Source organism: Veronia pacifica (assembly GCF_001707825.1).
Taxonomy (GTDB): domain Bacteria; phylum Pseudomonadota; class Gammaproteobacteria; order Enterobacterales; family Vibrionaceae; genus Veronia; species Veronia pacifica.
Map to the genome: position 1 here is coordinate 135,247 of NZ_LYBM01000005.1, position 22,184 is coordinate 157,430.

The window sequence follows — 22,184 nt, forward strand, 5'->3', positions numbered from 1 at the left end:
ATAACAGTTTATCTATACGCCTCAGAGCTTCAGACAGATCATACAGTATTTGTATGGTTATAGTTTGACCGCCTGAAACGTCTGGCTTGAGAAGGAATAAAGTAGATTAACGAAGCCTATTTTCGATGCTGTAAAGTGCAGCCAACACGTCACTACTCACCAAAGCAATGTTCAACCCCTTTTTGAATGGCTCTTACAAGTGCCGAGAGGTGATGCTCCTCCATATCAAAAGGAGGCATGATGTATATGAGCCGTCCAAATGGCCTAATCCATACTTTCTCTTTTACGAATACTTTTTGAATTTCAGCTACATCAACGTTGTTATGAGTCTCTACAACGCCAATGGCACCGAGCCAACGGACATCTTTTACCGCGTGATGATTCTTAAGTGGTGGCAGTAGGGTAGAGAGATGATTCTCAATAGAATGAACTTTTTGTTGCCAGTTTTGATTCGTCAATAACTCAAGACTGGCATTTGCCACTGCGCATGCTAATGGGTTAGCCATAAATGTTGGTCCATGCATGAAGCACCCAGCTTTACCACTGCAAACGGTGTCTGCCACATGGGACGTCGTTATGGTCGCGGCCAGTGTCATGTAGCCACCAGTCAGTGCTTTGCCTAAACAGAGAATATCTGGTGTGATTTCGGCATGCTCATAGGCAAATAATTTTCCTGTCCGGCCAAAACCAGTAGCAATTTCATCGCAGATTAAAAGGACATTGTGTTCATCACAAAGCTCACGGACCCGGCGAAGATAAGTAGGGTGATAGATTCGCATACCACCTGCGCCCTGAACGATAGGCTCCAAGATAACCGCTGCAATTCGGTCTCTGTTTTGCTCAAGTTTTTGCGCAAAGTCTGAAATATCGTCCTCGTTCCACGCGTCAAAGAAACCGCTCTCAGGCGACTGAGCAAAAATATGTTCCGGTAAAAAACCTTTGTAAAGGCTGTGCATTGAGTTATCCGGATCAGTCACTGACATAGCAGCAAAGCTGTCACCATGATAACCATGACGGAGAGTGAGAAACTTATCCTTGGGTCGTCCCAGTGCATGCCAGTACTGCAGCGCCATCTTTAACGCGACTTCTACAGATATAGAACCCGAATCGCATAAAAATACCTTTTCCAGGGGTTCCGCTGTCATTGCCACCAGTTTTTTACACAGAGCTATGGCTGGTTGGTGGGTAATACCGCCAAACATGACATGTGACATTTGTTTGAGCTGGCTTTCCACAGCTTCGTTTAATACCGGGTGGTTATAGCCATGAATTGCCGCCCACCATGAAGACATGCCATCCAGCAAACGTGTGCCGTCCTCCAGAATCAACTCCAGACCTTCAGCTCCCTTAACTGGGTAACAGGGGATGGGATCAATCGTTGATGTGTAAGGATGCCAGATGTGTTGGCGGTCAAATTCCGTGTCAATTTGCATAATTAGTCCAGTTGTAAACTATAATTTGATTCCGTTGTTGACATTGTAATGCGGCAATTTAGACTAAACAACAATTCAATACTGTAAAGAGGGATTTAAGGTGGAAGTACGCCACAACTGGACTGTTGGTGAAGTACAAGCTCTGTTTGAAAAGCCATTCATGGATTTGGTTTTTGAGGCACAGGTCGTGCACAGGGCTCATCAGGAACATAATCACGTGCAGGTAAGTACCCTGCTATCAATAAAAACTGGCGCTTGTCCCGAAGATTGTAAGTACTGTCCACAGAGTGCTCGTTATCGTACAGGCCTTGAAAAAGAGCGCCTGATGGAAGTAGAACGCGTGCTGGATGCAGCGCAAAAAGCTAGAGCATCTGGCGCAACCCGTTTTTGTATGGGGGCGGCATGGAAAAACCCCAAACAGCGCGATATGCCTTACCTGAAGGAAATGATAACTGGCGTCAAAGACATGGGGTTAGAAACCTGCATGACGCTTGGTATGTTGTCCTCTGAACAAGCAGATGAACTGGCAGAAGCGGGACTTGATTATTACAACCACAATCTCGATACCTCTCCCGAGTACTACGGCAATATTATCACTACGCGTACCTATCAGGATCGGCTGGATACACTGACAAATGTCCGCAGTGCAGGCATGAAAGTCTGCTCTGGTGGAATAGTCGGTCTGGGCGAAAGTGCCCGTGACCGCGCTGGCCTGCTGGTGGAACTTGCAAATCTTCCACAACATCCTGACAGTGTACCCATCAATATGTTGGTGAAGGTAAAAGGTACACCACTTGAAAATGTGGATGACTTGGATGGATTCGAATTTATCCGCACCATCGCTATCGCCCGGATCATGATGCCAAAATCAGCTGTTCGCCTCTCCGCAGGCCGCGAAAAAATGAATGAACAAATGCAAGCCTTGTGTTTTATGGCGGGCGCAAATTCTATCTTTTATGGCTGCAAATTGCTTACTACGCCTAATCCTGATGAGGATAACGACATGTTGTTATTCCGTAAGCTGGGTATTAACAGTGAGCAAAAAGTCCAAAAGCCAGACGAGATAGAGGAAGAAGCGTTGATGAATCAAGTGGCGAGACAGGTTGCGTCACGCCCCAGTAAAGATGATCTCTTTTACGATGCCTCTGTGTAAACGATGACAGCTTTTTTGTTACAGCGTGTTGAGCAGCAATTAAATCAGCGAAAAGAGTCTGGACTTTATCGCTCGTTGACCAATTGTTCGCTGTCTGAGAGTGAACTTTATCAAGGTGATGACAGGCAGCCATACATTAATTTTTCAGGGAATGATTATCTGGGGTTAGCCCAAACGTCTGAACTGAAACGTGCGTGGCAGCAAGGTATTGAACACTATGGCGCTGGCAGCACAGCGTCACCTCTGGTGGTAGGCAGAAGCCCTGCTCATGAGGCATTGGAAGAGACGCTGTGCGATTGGCAGGGCTATCCACGTGCTCTTCTTTTCAGCAGCGGTTTCGCAGCGAATCAGGCTGTCATTTTCAGTCTTATGCAGAAAGGCGATCTGTTGCTGCAAGACAAGCTAAATCATGCCTCGCTGATGGAAGCCGGAATATTAAGTGAGGCAGAGCTTCGTCGGTACCATCATAACAATATGTGTTCGTTAGAGAAGCTCTGTAAAAAACGCGACAATCAAAGCGGTGTACTGGTCGCCACAGATGGTGTGTTCAGTATGGATGGCGATTTAGCTCCTTTGTCTGAGATCGATAATCTGTGTCGCGCAAACGGCGCGATGCTGATGGTCGATGATGCCCACGGTTGTGGCGTACTGGGGGATGATGGGGCGGGTAGTTCGGCATTGAAAAATATAAAACCTGATATTCTGGTTCTTACGTTTGGCAAGGCATTTGGTTTGATGGGTGCCGCCGTTCTTTGCTCAGAGAGTATCGCTAACTATCTGACACAATTTGCCCGGCATTTTGTCTACTCAACCGCTATACCCCCAGGACAAGCCCATGCTATCAGTCATGCTCTTACCCTCATACGTCAACAGGTCTGGCGGCGTGAGAAGCTCGCCGAACTTTCAGATACCTTCCACCGCAACTTGTCGGATTTTTCTGATCGGATTCCGGAAACGATCACGCCAATAAAGCCCGTTATTTTTGGTGATACTGAACGAACACTGAAGGTGGCTGAAAACCTGAAGCAGTCTGGCTTCTGGGTTGGTGCAATTCGACCACCCACAGTGCCGCCCAAAACGGCACGGTTGCGGGTGACGTTATCGGCGTCTCACTCAGTGAAGCAGGTGAATGCATTAACAGAACAGATAAAGCGCAACATGCAGGAGGAGTTATGAACGCGTTTACACTGCATGATGAGCAGCTACAGAATGTGATGGGTAAGGATACCCGTCAGATAAGCGTCTACTAAAAAAGGCTTTTAGCCGTGCAGCAAGCCACTACGACGCCAGCGCAGCCTTTCAGCGTGATGTGGGAGCACGATTGATGGAGTTGTTGCCTCAGCAGCAATTAGCGCACTCTACAGTGTTGGATCTCGGGTGTGGTACTGGATTTTTCAGCCAGCAGCTCGCTCTGCAATCCCACTGTCTGATGGCTCTCGACTTGTCGGAAAGGATGCTAGAGCATGCTTATCAGCGTTGTGGTGACGCTGTAACATATATAGTAGGTGATGCAGAGCAACTTCCACTGGCGACAAACTCAGTGGATTTTGTATTCAGTTCGCTAGCGCTTCAATGGTGTCACGACCTTTCTTTACCACTCAAGGAGATCAAACGGGTTCTGAAACCGGGAGGCAGTGCAGTTTTCTCTACGTTACTTGATGGGTCCCTGTCAGAGCTGAAGCAAGCGTGGAAAACGGTAGACAAACACCGCCACGTAAATAATTTTCTTACCCACGAAGAAGTGAACAAGTGCTGCTTGAGCGCTGGCTTTAACGAAGCACGTGTTACCCAACAGGCAGTCACTCTGGGTTACGCGTCTGGCATGGCACTAATGAAAGATTTGAAGGGGATAGGCGCAACGCATTTAACCGAGGGCAGAGCTAACGGCCTTATTGGCAGAGCCAAATTTCGTCAGCTAGAGGATGCGTATGCGCTCTTTAGACAGCAAGACGGACTGCTGCCTGCAACATATCAAGTTGGGTTTGGAGTAGTAACTAATGAGTAATGCTTTTTTTGTCACGGGCACAGACACCGAAGTTGGAAAAACGTTTTCCTCTGTTGCCCTGATAGAGGCGTTAAAACAAAAAAACGTAAACGTCGCGGGCTACAAGCCCGTTGCAGCAGGCAGTGAGTCGAGCTCTGATGGGATCTGTAATCCCGATGCAGTCGCGCTCAGGGCGACATCAAATGTAGATATGACCTATGAGGAGTGCAACCCTTGTCTACTGGCAACGCCATGCTCGCCACATATTGCCGCCCGGATTGAGACCAGCCCGGTATTGCCATCGTTACTTTCTGATGGCCTCGAAAGATTAAAAGCGAAAAGCGATATCGTGATTGTTGAAGGCGCAGGCGGATGGCATGTCCCCCTTTCAGACAACTATTTATTTTCGCAATGGGTTAAGCAGGAGCAATTACCCGTGATCATGGTGGTAGGTATAAAACTGGGTTGCCTCAATCATGCTTTGTTGACTGCCCGGGCAATAAGAGATGACGGCCTGAAACTGGTTGGCTGGATCGCGAACTGTGTCGATCCGCAGGCGCAGTTTGTTGAAGAGAATATAGACACACTGAGGGAAAGGCTGAATACGCCATTTCTTGGTGCGTTACCCTATCAAACTGATGCTGCTGAGTCTCAGCAAGGAATGAGTAATCACCTTATAGTGGACGAGTTACTGGCTATCCATTTGTGCAAGGTAACAGTCTGATATGCTGTTTAAATTCGAAAGTTTTCAGACTGAAACGTAATTTATAAAGCAAAAAAACGCCAGCATAAGTGCTGGCGTTCTTCTAAAACTGGATGGCAGCAAGCAAAAACGCCAAACAGATTACTTTTCGTCCGGCAGCAATCCTACCAAAGATTGTTGAGTCTTACAGACTGACGCCAGGCCGCTATGACTGACACTTTTTTCAGTCAGACCGAGTTCTTCGCAAGCTTCATCAAAACTCATTCCAAGATGACAGCAAAGAATATCTATAGCCATTCTGTAGTTTTCATTCTCACCCATTTTTTTAAACACTCCATTGATTTGGGATTCCGTCTCTGCGGACTTTCTAATATCGTCGATGTATGTTTCAGAAATTAAGGCATAAACATAATCAACTGAATGAACTTATGCAATCATACTAAAGTCCAATGCCGTTGTTATTCCGTATGAAAATGACAACGGATATATGGCATATCGTCTCTTAATTTAATGTAACAATATGCTGCCGGGACTTGTTTTTGTGGATTATGCCCATACTATTTTTGATGAATGAGCGCTTCATCAACACGGAGAAAATTTTCAACATGAAACGCATAGCTTTGTTTCTCGCCACTAACCTGGCTGTCATCATTGTTTTAAGTATCGTACTGAATATTGTTTATGCTGTTACAGGGATAAGACCCGGGAGCAGTTCAGGCATATTTGTTATGGCTGCCTTGATCGGTTTTGGTGGTTCTATTATCTCTTTGCTGATGTCCAAATCGATGGCGCTGCGATCTGTTGGCGCAGAAGTGATTCAACAACCACGCAATGAAATGGAACACTGGCTAATGAGTACGGTCAGCCGTCAGGCGCAACAGGCGGGTATTGGTATGCCTGATGTCGCTATTTACTACGCCGATGACATGAATGCTTTTGCAACAGGCGCCAAACGTGACGATGCACTGGTAGCTGTTTCATCAGGGCTACTTGAAAACATGAGCCGTGACGAAGCTGAGGCAGTGCTTGCACACGAAGTCGGCCACATAGCGAACGGTGATATGATCACTATGGCGTTGATGCAAGGTGTGGTAAATACCTTTGTCATTTTTATCTCCCGGATGATCGCCAGTGCTATCAGCGGTATGAACAGTGACGAAGAAGAAGGCGAGGGTGGCGGTAGCTTTATGACCTATTTCCTTGTCTCAACGGTGCTTGAGCTGGTATTTGGTTTCCTCGCGAGTATTCTGACCATGTGGTTCAGTCGACACCGTGAATTCAAAGCCGATGCTGCATCAGCGAAACTGGTTGGTAAAGAGAAAATGATTGCCGCCCTTCAGCGTCTGAAAGTAAGCCAAGAAGCGCAGCTTGAAGGTTCAATGATGGCGTTCGGCATCAACGGCAAGAAATCACTCAGCGAGCTGTTTATGACGCACCCTCCTTTGGACAAGCGTATTGATGCGCTTCGCCGTGGTGAGCATCTGTAAACCAGATCTTCCGACATGATTTCTCATAACAAAAAGCCCCGACATTCGGGGCTTTTTTAATGCTTTTCCCAATGTGAGCGAAATAACCACTCGGCATAGAGAAGAACTCGATCCGCTGTGTGCCCGCAGTATTTACGTTGTTAGCTGAGTAAATCCTTAAGCCTTGCTTCAATAGAGGCTAGCTCATCGGGATGATGAGGGATTGTCATCGCTTTATAACCATCTCCTGTAAATGCTCTATCTAGCTCAATCAGCACATGTGTTTGGTGAACCTCAGGTACAAATGAGAATTCAACTTCCTTAATGCCAAACAAAGTGAAACCGCCGGGACGATACTCAAGTTCTTGATAGCAACCTGAAGATGAATTAAAGCTACCAGCATTGAGGTATCCTTTTTCCACGTCAGCTTTTGCCATTGAATAACCGAATTCCTCCATCGCAGCCATAAATGCCTGAATAACGTCATTGGGATAAACATAGAGATAGTCTTTGTCGCTCGCATCAATTGCCATGTCTATATTGAGGCCAGTTTGAATCCAAACCACACACTTATTTTTTGACGTTGGCAGTTCAGTCACTGGCGTCTCTGAGGGTAGGGTGGCTTCAAAGGGTAAAGCGCGCTTCTCGCCGGGTTGTAGAGTAAATGAGTCGCTTAAATGCCAATTATCAATACAAAAATTTTGGTATTGAACGCCGTCATCTTCCGTTTCTACTTTTACTTTTGTCATTAATGCCAAATCGAGACCGGAAATGTCTTGCTCCACATCTCCTCCCTCAATCAGGATCTCACCACTAAAATTTTGCCCTGGATAAAGGTGTTCTGTGTGAAGGACGGTATCAACTTTCGCTGCCCCTATACCGACGGATGCGAGGATTTTCCTAAACATGTCCTGATCTCCTTTCATAAGACGTCATAAATAAAGCAATAAAGATATCAGTTATCAGATTCGCTTCTTTGAAATGTTGGGTTAATTTACCGTCATTAGTCATTAGTCATTAGTCATTGGTCATTAGTCATTAGTCATCAGGTCGTTAGTAAGTAGGCTGTACTGATGCTCATGAGATTTCCACTACTAATCGCAAACGTCCGACGATAACCACTTTTTATTTTTTGACTGTGTAGATGATGGTGTTTTTTAAGTTCTGAATCAAATGTGAAGTAATAAGTTGCGAGAATATGATGATCGCTTCCCAGTGTTTAAAAAATAAATTAGCAGGTACTAATGTGAGAAGGAGGGGTTAAATCAAAATAAGAAATGATGGAATAAAAAATATCCAAGTTAATAAATTGATCCTATTTAGTTATCATTGTTTGTGATTTGTAACCATATAAATAGATTTTAAAGGCTGATTTTACATGTAAGCCTGAAAATTTATAGTTTTCAATTTTGTGGTTTGTTATCAAGTAATTAAATCAACAAGTAAGACCAGCAAACAAAATCACCATATTGTTGTTTTATTACATCTATCTTGCATTGATTTAGTTATTTTGGTGCTAATTTTGTGCGACAGCTTCCTTATTTACAAAAAATAGTGAGATTTGAGTCTTGTTCCTCGATGCTGTCTCATCTATTGTTCCTACCGCTGCAATAGGCATGACCTTGTAGCCTAAAAATTTAAACGTGTTAGAGTGACATCACGTTTACTTCGCTACTCGGTCGATGCATCGTTTGGTCATTCGATCCCAGGGAACACAAATGGCGACCACAGAAAACACCAATATTGTTATTTTCGGAGCTTCGGGGGATTTAACACAACGTAAGCTCATTCCTGCGCTGTATCAATTGTTTGCCAGCAATTTGTTACCAGAGAAATTTACCGTCTTAGGTGTTTCTCGTTCAGGCTACAGCGACGAATCCTTCAGGGACAAGCTTCATAAAGCGCTTGAAGACAGTGAGAATGTTGACTCAGTAACCTTATCCCGTTTTATCGAGCACCTCTACTACCTGTCCATTGATCCTTCTGACAGTTCACAATACGGAAAACTCAAAGCACGTCTTGATGACCTTGGCCAGGCCCATGGCACTGGTGCCAATAATCTCTTTTACCTCGCCACGCCACCGAGTCTCTACGGATTGATTCCGCAGTATCTTGCAGAGCAGGGCCTCAATAAAGAGAGTGATGGCTGGAAACGTCTTATTGTAGAAAAGCCTTTTGGCTACAACACCGCTTCAGCCAACGAACTGGACGATGTCATCCACGAAAAATTCAAAGAGTCACAGCTATACCGTATAGACCATTACCTTGGTAAAGAGACGGTACAGAATCTTCTCGTATTCCGTTTCTCAAACGGGATGTTTGAACCACTCTGGAATCGTAACTTTATTGATTATGTTGAGATCACTGGTGGTGAATTCCTCGGCGTAGAAGGACGCGGTGGATACTACGATGGCTCAGGTGCCGTGCGCGATATGTTCCAGAATCATTTGTTGCAAGTGCTGGCTATGGCAACAATGGAGCCACCTTCAGCGATTCGTGCTGATGCCATCCGTGATGAAGTAGCGAAAGTGATGCAGAGCTTTCAGCCGCTGAGCGATGATGATCTGAAAAAGAATCTGGTACTGGGTCAGTATACGGCATCAGAAGTTCGGGGTGAGATGCTACCCGGCTATCGTGAAGAACCCGGCGTATCGGATGAGTCGCGTACCGAGACATATGTTGGCCTCAAAATGTTCATTGATAACTGGCGCTGGAACGGTGTACCGTTTTACGTTCGAACAGGTAAGCGATTGCCTACCCGAGTGACAGAAGTCGTGATTCACTTTAAGAAAACACCGCACCCTGTGTTTGGCAAAGACGCACCTGAAAACAAATTGATCATTCGTATTCAGCCGGATGAGGGCATTCAAATGAGCTTCGGTCTTAAAAAGCCGGGAGCAGGTTTTGAAGCGCAAGAAGTCTCTATGCAGTTCCACTATCAGAGTCTGGAAGAAGCAACACTGCTGACTGCTTATGAACGTCTGTTGTTAGATGCAGTAAAGGGAGATGCGACCCTGTTTGCTCGTTCTGATGCGGTAAAAGCTTGCTGGGAATTTGTTGAGCCTATCCTTGAGTACAAAGAACATCCGGATGCCTTGTTTGGTTATGCGGCAGGTACCTGGGGCCCGAAAGAAGCCGATGACCTGCTGAAAAATGATGACAGAGCATGGCGCTTCCCTTGTAAAAATCTGACAAACACAGAATATTGCGAGTTATAAATGACCACGATTAGAGTTTTTGACGACAACCAAGCTGTTGTCACTGAGTTGGCAAAGGAACTTCAACGCTATAGCCAATTAGATCGTCCGGTTCATATTTCGCTGTCTGGCGGTAGCACCCCGAAACAGCTTTTTGCTTTGCTGGCAAGAGAGTGGGCGACGGATATTCACTGGCAAAATCTACATTTCTGGTGGGGCGATGAGCGATGTGTTCCGCCTACAGATGCAGAAAGCAATTACGGTCAGGCTGACGAATTATTATTTAGCCATATTGAAATCCCGGCTGAAAATATTCACAGGATCCGTGGTGAAGATGAGCCCGTGATTGAAGCGGCTCGACTGTCGAAAGAGATTGCTGACCTCATTCCGTCTGAGCAGGGTGTACCGGCATTTGATTGGATACTGTTGGGAATGGGTGACGATGGTCATACCGCCTCATTGTTCCCGGGGCATACCCGCTATGATGATCCCGCTTTGACTACTGTGGCTCGCCATCCACAAAGCGGCCAGCTGAGAGTCAGCAAAACGGCACGTTTGCTAAACAATGCCAAGCGTATCAGTTATCTGGTACTTGGTGCGGGCAAAGCCGATATGGTTGATGAAATTCATAACCATCAGGGCGAAGAAGTGCTTCCTTATCCTGCTGCACACATTGCGGCAGTGAATGGCGAAACAGAATGGTTTTTTGATGCTGCTGCAGCACGCGCACTGGCATAAATGGAGAAATAAGAAAAATGAAAGCTGATATCGGTGTGATTGGTCTGGCCGTAATGGGTCAAAACCTCATCCTAAACATGAACGACCATGGCTTTAAAGTCGTTGCTCATAACAGAACGACAAGTAAGGTTGATGAGTTCCTTGAAGGCGGCGCGAAAGGCACAAACATCGTTGGTGCTTACTCACTTGAAGAGCTGGTGGAGAAGCTTGAAAAGCCGCGTAAAGTGATGCTGATGGTTCGTGCCGGTGATGTTGTCGATCAGTTTATTGATGCTCTGACACCGTTGCTTGAAGAGGGTGACATCATCATTGATGGTGGTAACTCCAATTACCCGGACACTACACGTCGCGTAAACGCATTGGCTGAAAAAGGCCTTGTGTACATTGGTGCTGGTGTATCTGGCGGTGAAGAGGGTGCCCGTTTTGGACCATCTATCATGCCGGGCGGTGATCCGCGTGGTTGGGAAGCAGTTAAGCCTATCTTTCAGGCTATTTCTGCCAAAACAGATGGCGGTGAGCCGTGTTGTGACTGGGTAGGCAAAGAAGGCGCTGGTCACTTTGTCAAAATGGTACACAACGGCATTGAATATGGTGACATGCAGCTGATCAGTGAAGCTTACCACTTCATGAAAGAAGGCCTTGGCATGACGCATGACGAAATGCAGGCGACGCTGGCTGAATGGAACAAAACAGAACTGAACAGCTACCTGATTGAGATCAGCCGTGACATTCTGGGTTATCGCGATGAAGATGGCGATATCGTACTTGAAAAAATCCTTGATACTGCCGGCCAAAAGGGCACAGGTAAGTGGACAGGTATCAACGCGTTGGACTTCGGTATTCCGCTGACACTGATCACCGAATCCGTCTTTGCACGTGCACTGTCAGCGCGTAAAGAAGAACGTGAGCAGGCTGCAGAGTTGTTCGGTCATAAAGTTGAGGCAGTTGAAGGCGATCGCGAGCAATGGCTTGAAGCACTTCGTCAGGCACTTTTGGCCGCAAAAATCATCTCTTACGCGCAAGGCTTTATGCTGATTCGAGAAGCGTCTGAACAGTATGATTGGGAACTGAACTATGGAAACGTTGCGCTGTTATGGCGTGGTGGCTGCATTATTCGCAGCGCGTTCCTAGGCAACATTCGTGATGCATTTGAAAAAGATCCTGAGCTGAAATTCCTTGGCTCAGACAGCTACTTCAAAGCGATTCTGGACGATTGTTCTGCATCATGGCGTAAAGTTGTGGCTAAGTCGTTCGAGATTGGCCTGCCAATGCCGGGTATGTCCTCAGCGCTGACCTTCCTCAATGGTTATACCACAGCACGTTTGCCAGCGAATATGCTGCAAGCACAGCGTGACTATTTCGGCGCACACACCTATGAGCGTACCGATAAGCCTCGTGGTGAGTTCTTCCATACCAACTGGACGGGCAAAGGCGGTAATACTGTTTCTACTACTTATAACAGCTAATTTACCGGCCATTAAAAAAAGGAGCGCATTGCGCTCCTTTTTTTATCTCTAATGAATCAGATGAAGACTGCTACGACTTATACAAACAGTCTTTGTGGTTGAGACATCATTACACAGCTTCTTTCTTCTCTTCACCACCGTTTTTTTCGTCATCATTAACACTGGTTTCGCTCAAGACGTCGGCAATATTGGCTCTCGACAACTCACCCTGTAATTCACCGTCCTGATCCAAAACTGGGAGCGGCAAATCAGATTCCAGCGTATCCGGAATGACTTGTTCCAACAGGTTATCCGGCTGAATGGCAGGGACTTCCTCAAGGACACTTTGGTCGATTTCATTACCGTACTCATGCTTTTCGAACTTGCTGAGAGCTTCCTGAGTCAACGCGCCTTGGTATCCCTGTTCATTAACGTAGTAACCATGCTCAGCTTTTGCCTGTTTCATCTGGTTGATCGCCTCACCGATAGTATCTGCGCTGATTCGGCAATACTGAGGCTGCATTACTGTATCAACTGTCAGAGCTCTGGCTCGGTTAACATCTTTGACAAACGCTTCAACATAATCGTCGGCTGGTCGGAGAAGAATATCGACGGGTGCGCCTTGTTGTACCAGTTTGCCATCCCTGAGGATTGCGATTCTGTCTCCGAGGCGAAGTGCTTCATCAAGGTCATGGGTGATGAATACTATGGTTTTGTGGAGTTTTTCCTGTAGTCCAATCAGTTGATCCTGCATTTCACTACGAATCAACGGATCGAGCGCGGAAAAACGCCTCGTCCATCAGCAAGATTTCTGCGTCAGTGCACAATGCCCGTGCCAGGCCCACACGCTGTTGTTGTCCACCGGAAAGCTGTGCGGGATACTGTTTTTCGTAGCCAGATAAACCCACGGTATCTAACCATTCTTGCGCTTTTTCTTCTCGGGCCTGTTTATCCAGTCCCTGAACCTGAAGACCATATGCGACATTTTGGATGACAGTACGGTGGGGCATCAGCCCGAAGCGCTGAAATACCATCGACATTTTGTGACGACGAAACTCTTGCAGTGCTTTGGCGTCAAGAGACATCACATCGGTACCATCAACTTCTATCTGGCCCTCAGTGGGATCAATCAAGCGATTGAAATGTCGGATGAGAGTAGATTTCCCTGATCCTGACAACCCCATGATGACAAAGATCTCGCCGCGTTTGATATCGAGATTGATGTCTTGCAAGCCAACTGTGTGGCCAGTTTCTACGAGTAGTTTTTCCTTCTCTTCACCCGCTTTCACTCGAGGTAAAATTGACTGAGGCTTGTTACCAAAGACTTTGTAGAGACCTTTGATACTAATTAAGGTTTTGTTATCAGTCATGCTTACCTCCCGCTAAATGCTGCTGGGTTCTGCGAGCATAACTTTGTGAAACTCGGTCAAAAATGATGGCCAGTGCGACGATAGCCAGACCGTTTATTAAGCCGAGGGTGAAGTATTGGTTAGTGATAGATTTTAGAACGGGCTGACCAAGGCCTTTAACACCGATCATAGATGCAATTACAACCATCGCCAGTGCCATCATAATGGTCTGGTTAATCCCTGCCATGATATTTGGCATAGCCAGTGGTAACTGCACACCAAATAATCTCTGCATCGGGCTGGCACCAAAAGCGGTTGCTGCCTCAAGCACTTCTTTATCGACCAGTCGGATGCCTAAGTTAGTCAGACGAATCACAGGTGGAATGGCATAAATGACAACTGCAATGACTCCCGGAATTTTACCTATGCCGAGCAGCATTACTACTGGAATCAGATAAACAAAAGCCGGCATGGTCTGCATGACATCAAGAACAGGCGTGACAATGGACTGAGCACGGTCTGAACGGGCCATCCACACTCCGATAGGGATACCGAGCCCAATTGAGATAAGAGTACACACCAAAATGATACTCATGGTTCGCATGGTATCGTCCCACATACCAAAATAACCGATTGCCATAAATACAACGATGATGCTGGCAACCAGTTTCCATGAACGACTAGCCGCATAAGAGATCAGTGCAACAGCGCCAATAACTAGCCACCATGGTGATGTGAGAAGGAGTTTTTCGAACCAGATAAGAAATTGAAGAAGGGGATCAAAGAAGGATTCAATCGTGTCGCCATAACTTCGTGAGAATTCACGGTAGGCCCCATCCAGTGTTTTTCTGATAGTCAGCAGATCCGATCTTTCCATCTGCGGAATATCTGTTAGCCAGGATTTCTCTGTCATACAGTACTACGTCCTCTGTGCTTGATTGTAGATTAAAAGGCTTTAAAACAAACCCGCAGAGCCGATGGTCTCTGCGGGGGAGAGAGGGCATATTCCATATCCTTGCCCTCGCATTTTTAGTCGTGAACTTAAAGAGCAGATTTCACTTTTTTGGCAACCGCCGGGCTCACCCATTTCGTCCAAGTATCGCTATAGTTACGAATGAAATGGTCCATAGCGATTTCACCGTCTGCCTGATTTTCTTCCATCCACGCCAATAACACATTCATCTGTGAGTTGCTGAACGAACGTTTTGATAGATAGTCAACTGCTGCTGGCGAACGCTTGGCAAAGCTTTCGGTGATCACTGTATCTACAGCAGATGGTGGGTACATGGTCGCTTTCGGGTTTTCACAGTCTGCATTGGTAATACATGATTTAAAGTGATCGGCATCGGTTCCGGAACCAAAGTCTACTTTCACCATTTCGTATTTACCCAAAACTGCTGTTGGTGCCCAATAGTAACCAAACCAAGGCTTTTTCTTTTCATATGCACTAGCAATGGAACCAGACAGACCAGCACTTGAACCCGGATCAATCAGTTCGAAACCAGCATCACCAAATTTCATTGCATTGAAGAGATTGCCCGATGAGATTTGGCAGTTCCAACCTGCAGGACAGCCATAGAAAGCTGATTTATCAGGGTCTTCAGGATGGGTGAAGAGAGAAGCGTTCTTCAAAACACCTTTAATTGTTGAGAGTGATGGGTCTTTGTCTACCATGTATTTAGGTACCCAGAAGCCCTCTTCACCACCTTCAATGAATACAGCGGCGGCAAAACGAAGTCTGCCTTCTTCAACGCCTTTATCGAGGGCCGCTTTCAATGAATTACTCCATAATTCTGGCGCAATATCCGGCTCACCTTTTTCGACCATCGAGGTTCCGGTGGGCATGGTGTCCCCAGGAATAAGTTCAGCATCACAGCCGTATCCATTTTTCAGGATAAACAAATCAACATTGGCGATGAGAGATGCTGAGTTCCAGTTCATATCGGCAATGGTGACTTTGCCACACTCCCCGGCAGATGCCTGGCTTGCTAAGCCCGTTGTGCCCAGCAATAAAAGGGTGGCAGATAACAACTTTCTCATGTTTCTCTCCATTTTTGGTTATCAATCTAATCACTAAATATATACAGCTCTAACCATCTTATTGGTTTTGATTAGTAATATTTCTTCCTATTTACAAGAAATAATGTCTATTTAGCTGACTATCACACAAAAAGCCTATCAGAGCGGCGATGATACAACCGAGTTTACTGGTACTTTTGTGAGCTAAATGCTTTGAACGCTAAATATATTCTGAAACAAAGGGAGGGTATTCACAGTAGCGTGTGATAATTGATTTGAAAGTATGAGGAACAAAAAAAGGAGAGCATTTTCTCTCCTTGGCGATAAATCAGATGGCTGAGCGGTTATCAGTTTTCTCCTGCAACGCTCACAGATTCATAATTGCTTGCTCGCAGCCAGAGTGAGGTTGCGATCAACAGCGTGATGATGAAAAAGAAAAACAACCATGTCGTCATCTCTGCATCGAGGCAATAACCTGCGATAAGTAACCCGAGTGGAACAGCCGTAAATCGTAGCGAAGAAAAAAGCGAGAATACAGTGCCACGGACATTTTCAGGCACCCACTGTTGGAGGAGAGTGTTATCAATCACGCTGCCCACCCCGAGATTTAGTCCGTAGACAAACAGACTTAATGCCGCAATCGCCGGCCAGATATGATTGTTAAACCATTGTGGTCCCAAAAAGATAGCTATGGCGAACAGAATTAAACCTACTGCCTGACCGATAGGGGTGATCTGAAGCATCCGCAAGTGAGAAAGACGCTGGCCGAAAAAGGTATAGCCTAATGTGGTTAACCCGGTACCAGCAGCAAATGACGAAAACCATATCCCCAACCAAATACTACTGATCTCGCTTTGTTGAGAAACAACCTGCAATGTTAACGACAGCAACGAGACAGCAACCAGATTGATCAACATACTGTATACGGCCAGACGCCAGATACTTGGATGCTGCCTAATCAGTGCCAGCCTCGCCCGTATATTTGTCGATTGGTCTTTTCAGTCGCGATGTTATCTTTCACACCATACTTGCGAAGTAACAATCCAATAATCAGTGCTGATACCAAAAAGCTGATTGCGTCAACGACCAAAACATATAGGGTTCCAGTGATGGCAAGTAGCAAACCGACGAGGGATGGCCCAGCAAGATCCGCGATGTTATCCAAACCTGCAGTAATGCCATTGACACGCTCACGTGGGAGGCTATCTCGCGAAATTAAGGCTGGTAGCAATACAGCTTTTGCCGTTTCTCCGGGAACGTCGATGAACTTTGAAAGCATGACCAGCCCGGCAAGGAGAGTAACGTCCAATATCTCTAATGAATAGAACAAGGGTATGAGTAAAATCGCTAGCGCATTGATAGCGTCACAAATCACACTCACTTTTCGGGCGGAAAACCGATCAATAAGTGGACCACTGAAAACGCCGACGATGATATTGGAGAGCTGAGCAGTTATTGCAACCCCTGCTGTCACCATCGAACTCTCTGTCATTTGGTAAACGAAAAGAGGAATAGCGATCTCGGAGACAACGTTGCCCAGTTTAGAAAATAAGTTTGCGATAGAAAGAGAGATGAAAGCTTGCCAGAGAGGTTTTCTTTGCAACACAGTTGTTTCCATGAACATTAATAAAGCGTCGAGCGACTATATCCAACACAAAATAAAGTGTTAGTTTTTGTGGAAAGTATGTGGATGTGGTTCAAATAATAAATTTACAGTATGTCATAACTCATTAAGCATTGATTTTTTTCACGTATTAAATGGCCTTAATATATTTACGAAAAAAAATAACATGCCTATTTAACAATACAAGATAGATATTTTGGAATATCGATTCACACCTTTTTCAACTTCCACATACCCCATAAATCTTATCGTTCTATTACTACTTCTTAACCGCTCTAACCTTCTATTTTTTGCACAAAAATGAGACATATGAATTAGTATTAAGAAGATGTTAGTCACAGTATTTATCAGAATATTGGTCGGTTTAACCAATCGGCTAGATGAAAAATCGTCCTGATGGGGCCCGCATATAACGTTCTTGGGGTTGGACAAGTGTGATGACAGACAATGACTTTACTTTTTATCTTCTTTGTTACAGGCAGTTAGGGCGTTCAAATCATGGTAGAAATTAAGATTAATTCTCTTGATGATGTCAAAGTTGCTGGTTTTGACATGGTATATGTCGACAGCGCAGGTACTTCAAATAAATTCAATGATGCGCTGGTTGCTTTAGCAAAGGGTGAGCTTGTTATCACCAAAAATGGCGAAAAAGTAACTGTCGACGAAATTGTTAAATCGTCCGGTGTCAATGTTAAATCCCTCGAAAGTGTTTTTTTAGAAAACATCCTCACTGAAGATAAAACAATCAGTAACCTTGTTGAGCAAGTACAGCAGGTAGAAAATCAAAGAGAAGCTGCACTAAAACGTGTCGAAGAGCTTGAAAAGAAAAACCTTGAGCTAGAAAAGGCTGAAAAACAAGACGAGCGACAAAAAGACAGAAAAGAAGACCTTGATGAATCATTAAAGAAAATAAGTGAGCTTGAGCAAAGTATTAAAGATGTTCAGGATGAATTAGCGAAAAAGCAAAGTGAGCTGAAAGACAAAAGTTTGAAGCAAATAGCGTTATTGCAACAGTTACAAAAAGAAGGAGAGCCTCTCTCTGAAACCGTCGAACTTGTCGAAAAGGAACTGCTTGCCGCTGAAAAAGACAATAGCAAAGAGCAAGAGGAAGGTGAGGCTGATGGAGAAAAAGCGAAGTTCCTGAAACCGCCAAAACTCAGTGACATTATCGAGTCATCATCTGGTTCGAGTGCCGTGACCAAAGCGGGAGGACAACCCAAGTTTTCGGAGCAACTGGGTGGTACTTCATCGGTTGCCAGTGCAGAACAAAACGAAAAATTTAAAATTCTCACTGAGGGCGAATACGTAGGTATCGCTGGTGCCGGTGATTTTAAGTTAGAGGTGAGCGGTGTTGATGCTGATGCAGAAGAAATTATCGTTACTATTGCGGGACAAAACAGCCAGGGTGAAGCCACAGAAATAACCTACACCCTGACCGAGAAAACGGGCTGGCAAGTGCCTGATTCGGACATCAGTGATTTTGCTGATGGGGTAGTGTTTATCACTGCAGATTTGAGAAAAGAAGATGGTGAGATTGTGACTGCTACCAATGAGGTCACGATCGACCAAACGATAAATGCAAACGATGATTTCAGAATTGCGCTCACGATTGAAGGTAAAGAATATAACGCGACTGAGATAGAGACCGAATCGTTCACCTTTAAGGGCGTTGAAGAAGATATCGCCTCAATTGAAATTACCCTTATTCAAGGTGACACAACGAAAAAAAGTATCCTTTACTCAGAACCTTGGATACCACCTGCGGGGTTACTCAGCGAATTTGATGATGGTGAAGTCACTATTCAAGCGAAAATGACTGACCTTGCTGGAAACACGAGCGCTACGATTGAATCATCATTACACATTGACTCGTCTGCCGATAATGATGGAACCCCCTTTGAAATTGAGTTGGCCATCGAAGATGGGATATACAACAAAGGAGAATACGCCTCAAAAAGCTTTGAGCTTAAAGGCTTCGACGATGATGCCAAGAAGGTTCTGATCACATTACAACAGGGAGGGGTAAACCCGATATCCTCGTCGTTTGAATTGGAGCCTCCTTTCAACATTGAAAGTGATCTGTTTAAGAATTTCAGAGACGGTGATGTATCTATCAGTGCAGTGTTGACCGATGATGCAGGTAACACTCAAATCGCAGCATCGAGAACCATAACGATCGACAAAACGGCAGACACGGGGGACACGTTTGAGATCAAACTTGATGTTGCTGATGGGACTTACAACAAACAAGAAGTCAGAAATAAAAGTTTCACTTTCGATGGTCTGGATGCCGATGCAAACACGGTCAGAGTGATCATTGAAAAAAATGGCAGCATCATTAAAGAAAAAAGCTTTGCTCAACCTTTTGACGTGCCCTCCAACTTTTTAAATGATCTGACTGACAGTTCGGTGACTGTGCGTGCCATTGTGACGGACCAAGCCGGTAACTCGAAAGAAGCAGAAGCCCGTCCAATCACAATAGATAGGTCAGCCGATACAGGAGAAGTCTTCAAAATTGTCCCTGCGGTAGATGGCAGGGAATACAATTCAGAAGAATACGACACCAAGAGCTTCTCGTTGGAAGGCATTGATACAGATGCTGCTTCGATTACGGTCAGACTCGAGCAAAGCGGCCCGCCGCTCATCAGTGAAACGTTAAATTTGACTGCTCCCTTTGATATTGATGATGGTGTTTTCAGTATCTTTAACGATGGCGAAGTGAACATCAGCGCCATTGTCTATGACAACGCTGGTAATTCCAAGGCTGCTGAATCCAAGAGTATTGTCATTGACAAATCAGCTGACATTGAGGGCGAAAAATTTTCAATCAAACTTGCCGCACCTGACGGCACCTACAACAACGATGAATATCTCGAGTCCAGCTTTACAATCGAGGGCACTGATACAGACGCAAAATCAGTAAAGATCGTGATCGAGCAGTTCGGGGTCGAGAAGGTCAATATTACACTCGATCCCCCGTTCACAGTCCCCGATAACCTCCTTGCAACATTGGAGCATGGCGATGCGACGATACGCGCTACGGTAACTGATGATGCTGGCAACACAACAGGTGCTGTTCCCCAACCGATAAAAATAGATGTCTCGGCTGATATTGATGATACGCCGTTTGAGATCGAACTTGCAGTAAGCGACCTTGTGTATAACGCATCAGAATATGCGGTGAAGAGCTTCGCGTTAAAAGGCATTGATTCTGATGCGAAACAAGTGATCATCACACTAACCCAGGGAGAGAATGAGACCCCTGTTCCGCTAGAGCCACCATTTAATGTGCCAGACAACTTATTCAGCAGTTTTAGGGATGGGGAGGTTGTTATCCGGGCGCAGGTTATTGATGATGCGGGTAACACCAAAAATGCTGAGCAGAAAACAATCAGAATCGATACGTCCGCTGACCAGGATGACGAGACATTTATCATCAAGCCTGCCATCGAGGGCAAAGAATACAACAAATTAGAATTCGACAAAAAGAGCTTTTCTTTTGAGGGTATTGATAACGACGCCAAATCGATCAAGTTCACCCTCACTCAGGGTAGCGAAAAAAATGTGTTCGAGATTGCCTCTCCGTTTAATGTCGATCCCACTATATTCAGCACATTTAATAGTGGGGTGGTAAAGATCGAGGCGATAGTCACTGATACTGCAGGAAACACAAAAAGTGCAGAAGATGTCGAGATAAGAATCGATAGAGAAGCTGAAGAAAAGGGTGAGACCTTTGCCATCAAACTGGACATTGAAGACGCTCTTTATAACGAAAAAGAATACAAGGAAAAAAGCTTCACGTTTGTCGGAACTGACGATGATATTGAATTAATCACAGTCACTCTGGAACAGGCAGGTAAAACGCCTGTCGTCGTCCCCCTACAATCACCGTTTGACGTTTCAAAGACAATTCTAAGTTCATTTGACGACGGCAAAGTAACGATAAGAGCCACGGTCACAGACGACGCTGGCAATACATTCAGTGCACAACCACAGATAGTCACCATAGATACCAGTGCTGACTTCGGCGATACGTTCACTATCGTATTGGACAATGAAGATGGTATTTATAATTCTGAAGAATATTTAGAAAAAGACTTTACACTAGATGGCATTGATGGTGATGCGACTCAAGTTGTCATTACGCTCAAACAAACGGGTAGAGATCCTCTCGTTGAAACACTGACCTCTCCCGATTTTATCCTTCCTGAAGGGATGTTAAGTACCTTCTCAGATGGCGAGGTGACTATCTCTGCCGTGGTCACCGATAAAGCAGGAAATACTCAGGCAGCCGCATCGCAAACCGTTACTATCGACACACTGGCAGGAGGCGACGGTTTTAGGATCGTTCCGACAATATCAGGTAGAGAGTACAACCACGCCGAATACAAAGAAGAAAGTTTCATGCTCAAAGGCATTGATCCTGAAGCAAAAGAAATCAGGATCAAACTCACCCAGCCGGGCGCTACACCCTATGAGCAAGTGTTGGTTACACCCTTTGAAGTGTCCAAGTCTATCCTCAGCAGTTTCTCAGACGGCCCGGTGACCATCAATGCGGTTCTTGAAGACAACGCTGGAAACACTGTCAGGGCGGATACAGTCACTATTGACATAGATACATCGGCCGATCTTGAAAACAACTTTTCCATTCAGCCAGAGGCACCTTCGGTATCAGGCAAGCCCTTTAATAATGATGATGTGAAGGGAAAGTGTTTTACCTTAACCGGTATAGAGGCCGATACAAAAGAAGTGATGCTTGTTCTTACTCAGGGCGATACCAGAGTAGAGGAAGTTTTGACTGAGAAGCCATTTACAGTGCCTGATGGGCTACTAAATAGGTTTAACGATGGCACCGTGAAGGTTCTCGCAACGATTTACGACGATGCGGGAAATAGTTATGCAGCGCAAATCGTAGAACTCGAAAAAGATACTACTGCTGATGATGGCAATGACTTAGAGCTGATCCTAGCAAACACTGTGATCAATGACAGTGGGAAAGCGGCGGTATCGGTTGAGCTTGTTGGACAGGATAGAGACATCAAGACGGTGACGGTGACCTTCAGTGACGGGAAA

Annotated in this window: 15 protein-coding genes and 2 pseudogenes; 9 read left to right on the top strand and 8 right to left on the bottom strand. The window is 45.4% G+C overall.

Annotated features, from left to right (window positions below):
- Window positions 1-152 precede the first annotated feature (152 nt).
- On the bottom strand, window positions 153-1,427 hold the full coding sequence (bioA, locus tag A8L45_RS04975; protein WP_068899887.1) for an adenosylmethionine--8-amino-7-oxononanoate transaminase: 1,275 nt from the start codon (window positions 1,425-1,427) through the stop codon (window positions 153-155).
- Window positions 1,428-1,533: 106 nt separating this feature from the next.
- Between bioA and bioB the strand changes: the two genes are divergently transcribed.
- The 4 genes and pseudogenes from bioB (at window position 1,534) to bioD (ending at window position 5,294) form a co-directional block, all read left to right on the top strand.
- On the top strand, window positions 1,534-2,586 hold the full coding sequence (gene bioB / locus A8L45_RS04980; protein WP_068899847.1) for a biotin synthase BioB: 1,053 nt from the start codon (window positions 1,534-1,536) through the stop codon (window positions 2,584-2,586).
- 3 nt (window positions 2,587-2,589) lie between these two features.
- Entirely contained in the window at window positions 2,590-3,762 is a 1,173-nt protein-coding gene (gene bioF / locus A8L45_RS04985; RefSeq protein ID WP_068899849.1) for an 8-amino-7-oxononanoate synthase, read from the top strand.
- 73 nt (window positions 3,763-3,835) lie between these two features.
- Window positions 3,836-4,591: pseudogene (gene bioC, locus A8L45_RS04990) on the top strand (malonyl-ACP O-methyltransferase BioC); the annotation flags it as partial.
- On the top strand, window positions 4,584-5,294 hold the full coding sequence (gene bioD / locus A8L45_RS04995) for a dethiobiotin synthase (protein WP_068899851.1): 711 nt from the start codon (window positions 4,584-4,586) through the stop codon (window positions 5,292-5,294). The pseudogene bioC and the gene bioD, both read left to right, overlap by 8 nt.
- A gap of 120 nt (window positions 5,295-5,414) precedes the next feature.
- On the opposite strand, the gene A8L45_RS05000 is transcribed toward bioD, so the two are convergent.
- Complete coding sequence (locus tag A8L45_RS05000; protein ID WP_068899854.1) at window positions 5,415-5,594, bottom strand: hypothetical protein; 180 nt, start codon at window positions 5,592-5,594, stop codon at window positions 5,415-5,417.
- A 284-nt stretch (window positions 5,595-5,878) separates the two neighbouring features.
- Between A8L45_RS05000 and htpX the strand changes: the two genes are divergently transcribed.
- A complete protein-coding gene (gene htpX / locus A8L45_RS05005; RefSeq protein WP_068899890.1) occupies window positions 5,879-6,760 on the top strand; it encodes a protease HtpX in 882 nt (293 codons plus the stop codon).
- A gap of 140 nt (window positions 6,761-6,900) precedes the next feature.
- Here htpX and A8L45_RS05010 read toward each other — a convergent pair whose 3' ends face one another.
- Entirely contained in the window at window positions 6,901-7,647 is a 747-nt protein-coding gene (locus A8L45_RS05010; protein ID WP_068899856.1) for a sporulation protein, read from the bottom strand.
- Window positions 7,648-8,457: 810 nt separating this feature from the next.
- On the opposite strand from A8L45_RS05010, the gene zwf reads away from it, so the two are divergent.
- From zwf to gnd, 3 genes are read left to right on the top strand one after another with little or no spacing between them, the layout of a single operon-like run.
- On the top strand, window positions 8,458-9,957 hold the full coding sequence (gene zwf / locus A8L45_RS05015) for a glucose-6-phosphate dehydrogenase (protein WP_068899857.1): 1,500 nt from the start codon (window positions 8,458-8,460) through the stop codon (window positions 9,955-9,957).
- Window positions 9,958-10,674 (top strand): 6-phosphogluconolactonase, encoded by a 717-nt coding sequence (gene pgl, locus A8L45_RS05020; RefSeq protein ID WP_068899860.1) that lies wholly within the window; start codon window positions 9,958-9,960, stop codon window positions 10,672-10,674.
- Between the two features lie 17 nt (window positions 10,675-10,691).
- Window positions 10,692-12,140, top strand: coding sequence for a decarboxylating NADP(+)-dependent phosphogluconate dehydrogenase (gene gnd / locus A8L45_RS05025; protein ID WP_068899862.1), 1,449 nt, complete (start codon window positions 10,692-10,694; stop codon window positions 12,138-12,140).
- Between the two features lie 109 nt (window positions 12,141-12,249).
- On the opposite strand, the pseudogene A8L45_RS05030 reads toward gnd, so the two are convergent.
- From A8L45_RS05030 to A8L45_RS24980, 5 genes and pseudogenes are all read right to left on the bottom strand, one after another.
- Window positions 12,250-13,489 (bottom strand): annotated as a pseudogene (locus A8L45_RS05030) (quaternary amine ABC transporter ATP-binding protein).
- On the bottom strand, window positions 13,482-14,381 hold the full coding sequence (locus tag A8L45_RS05035; protein ID WP_068899864.1) for an ABC transporter permease: 900 nt from the start codon (window positions 14,379-14,381) through the stop codon (window positions 13,482-13,484). Before A8L45_RS05035 ends, A8L45_RS05030 begins: the two are co-directional and overlap by 8 nt.
- 128 nt (window positions 14,382-14,509) lie before the next feature.
- Complete coding sequence (locus A8L45_RS05040) at window positions 14,510-15,508, bottom strand: ABC transporter substrate-binding protein (RefSeq protein WP_068899866.1); 999 nt, start codon at window positions 15,506-15,508, stop codon at window positions 14,510-14,512.
- A gap of 326 nt (window positions 15,509-15,834) precedes the next feature.
- Window positions 15,835-16,404 (bottom strand): MFS transporter, encoded by a 570-nt coding sequence (locus tag A8L45_RS24975; protein ID WP_217492122.1) that lies wholly within the window; start codon window positions 16,402-16,404, stop codon window positions 15,835-15,837.
- Window positions 16,405-16,445: 41 nt separating this feature from the next.
- Window positions 16,446-17,093 (bottom strand): MFS transporter, encoded by a 648-nt coding sequence (locus A8L45_RS24980; protein WP_217492123.1) that lies wholly within the window; start codon window positions 17,091-17,093, stop codon window positions 16,446-16,448.
- Window positions 17,094-17,609: 516 nt separating this feature from the next.
- Between A8L45_RS24980 and A8L45_RS05050 the strand changes: the two genes are divergently transcribed.
- Window positions 17,610-22,184: Ig-like domain-containing protein (locus A8L45_RS05050; protein ID WP_139122303.1), on the top strand; the 4,575-nt coding region annotated here is incomplete at its 3' end.

Coding starts and splice junctions, on each gene's coding strand:
- bioF (WP_068899849.1), top strand. CDS start 2,590: ATGACAGCTTTTTTGTTACAGCGTGTTGAGCAGCAATTAAATCAGCGA.
- bioD (WP_068899851.1), top strand. CDS start 4,584: ATGAGTAATGCTTTTTTTGTCACGGGCACAGACACCGAAGTTGGAAAA.
- A8L45_RS05000 (WP_068899854.1), bottom strand. CDS start 5,594: ATGGGTGAGAATGAAAACTACAGAATGGCTATAGATATTCTTTGCTGT.
- htpX (WP_068899890.1), top strand. CDS start 5,879: ATGAAACGCATAGCTTTGTTTCTCGCCACTAACCTGGCTGTCATCATT.
- A8L45_RS05010 (WP_068899856.1), bottom strand. CDS start 7,647: ATGTTTAGGAAAATCCTCGCATCCGTCGGTATAGGGGCAGCGAAAGTT.
- zwf (WP_068899857.1), top strand. CDS start 8,458: ATGGCGACCACAGAAAACACCAATATTGTTATTTTCGGAGCTTCGGGG.
- pgl (WP_068899860.1), top strand. CDS start 9,958: ATGACCACGATTAGAGTTTTTGACGACAACCAAGCTGTTGTCACTGAG.
- gnd (WP_068899862.1), top strand. CDS start 10,692: ATGAAAGCTGATATCGGTGTGATTGGTCTGGCCGTAATGGGTCAAAAC.
- A8L45_RS05035 (WP_068899864.1), bottom strand. CDS start 14,381: ATGACAGAGAAATCCTGGCTAACAGATATTCCGCAGATGGAAAGATCG.
- A8L45_RS05040 (WP_068899866.1), bottom strand. CDS start 15,508: ATGAGAAAGTTGTTATCTGCCACCCTTTTATTGCTGGGCACAACGGGC.
- A8L45_RS24975 (WP_217492122.1), bottom strand. CDS start 16,404: ATGTTGATCAATCTGGTTGCTGTCTCGTTGCTGTCGTTAACATTGCAG.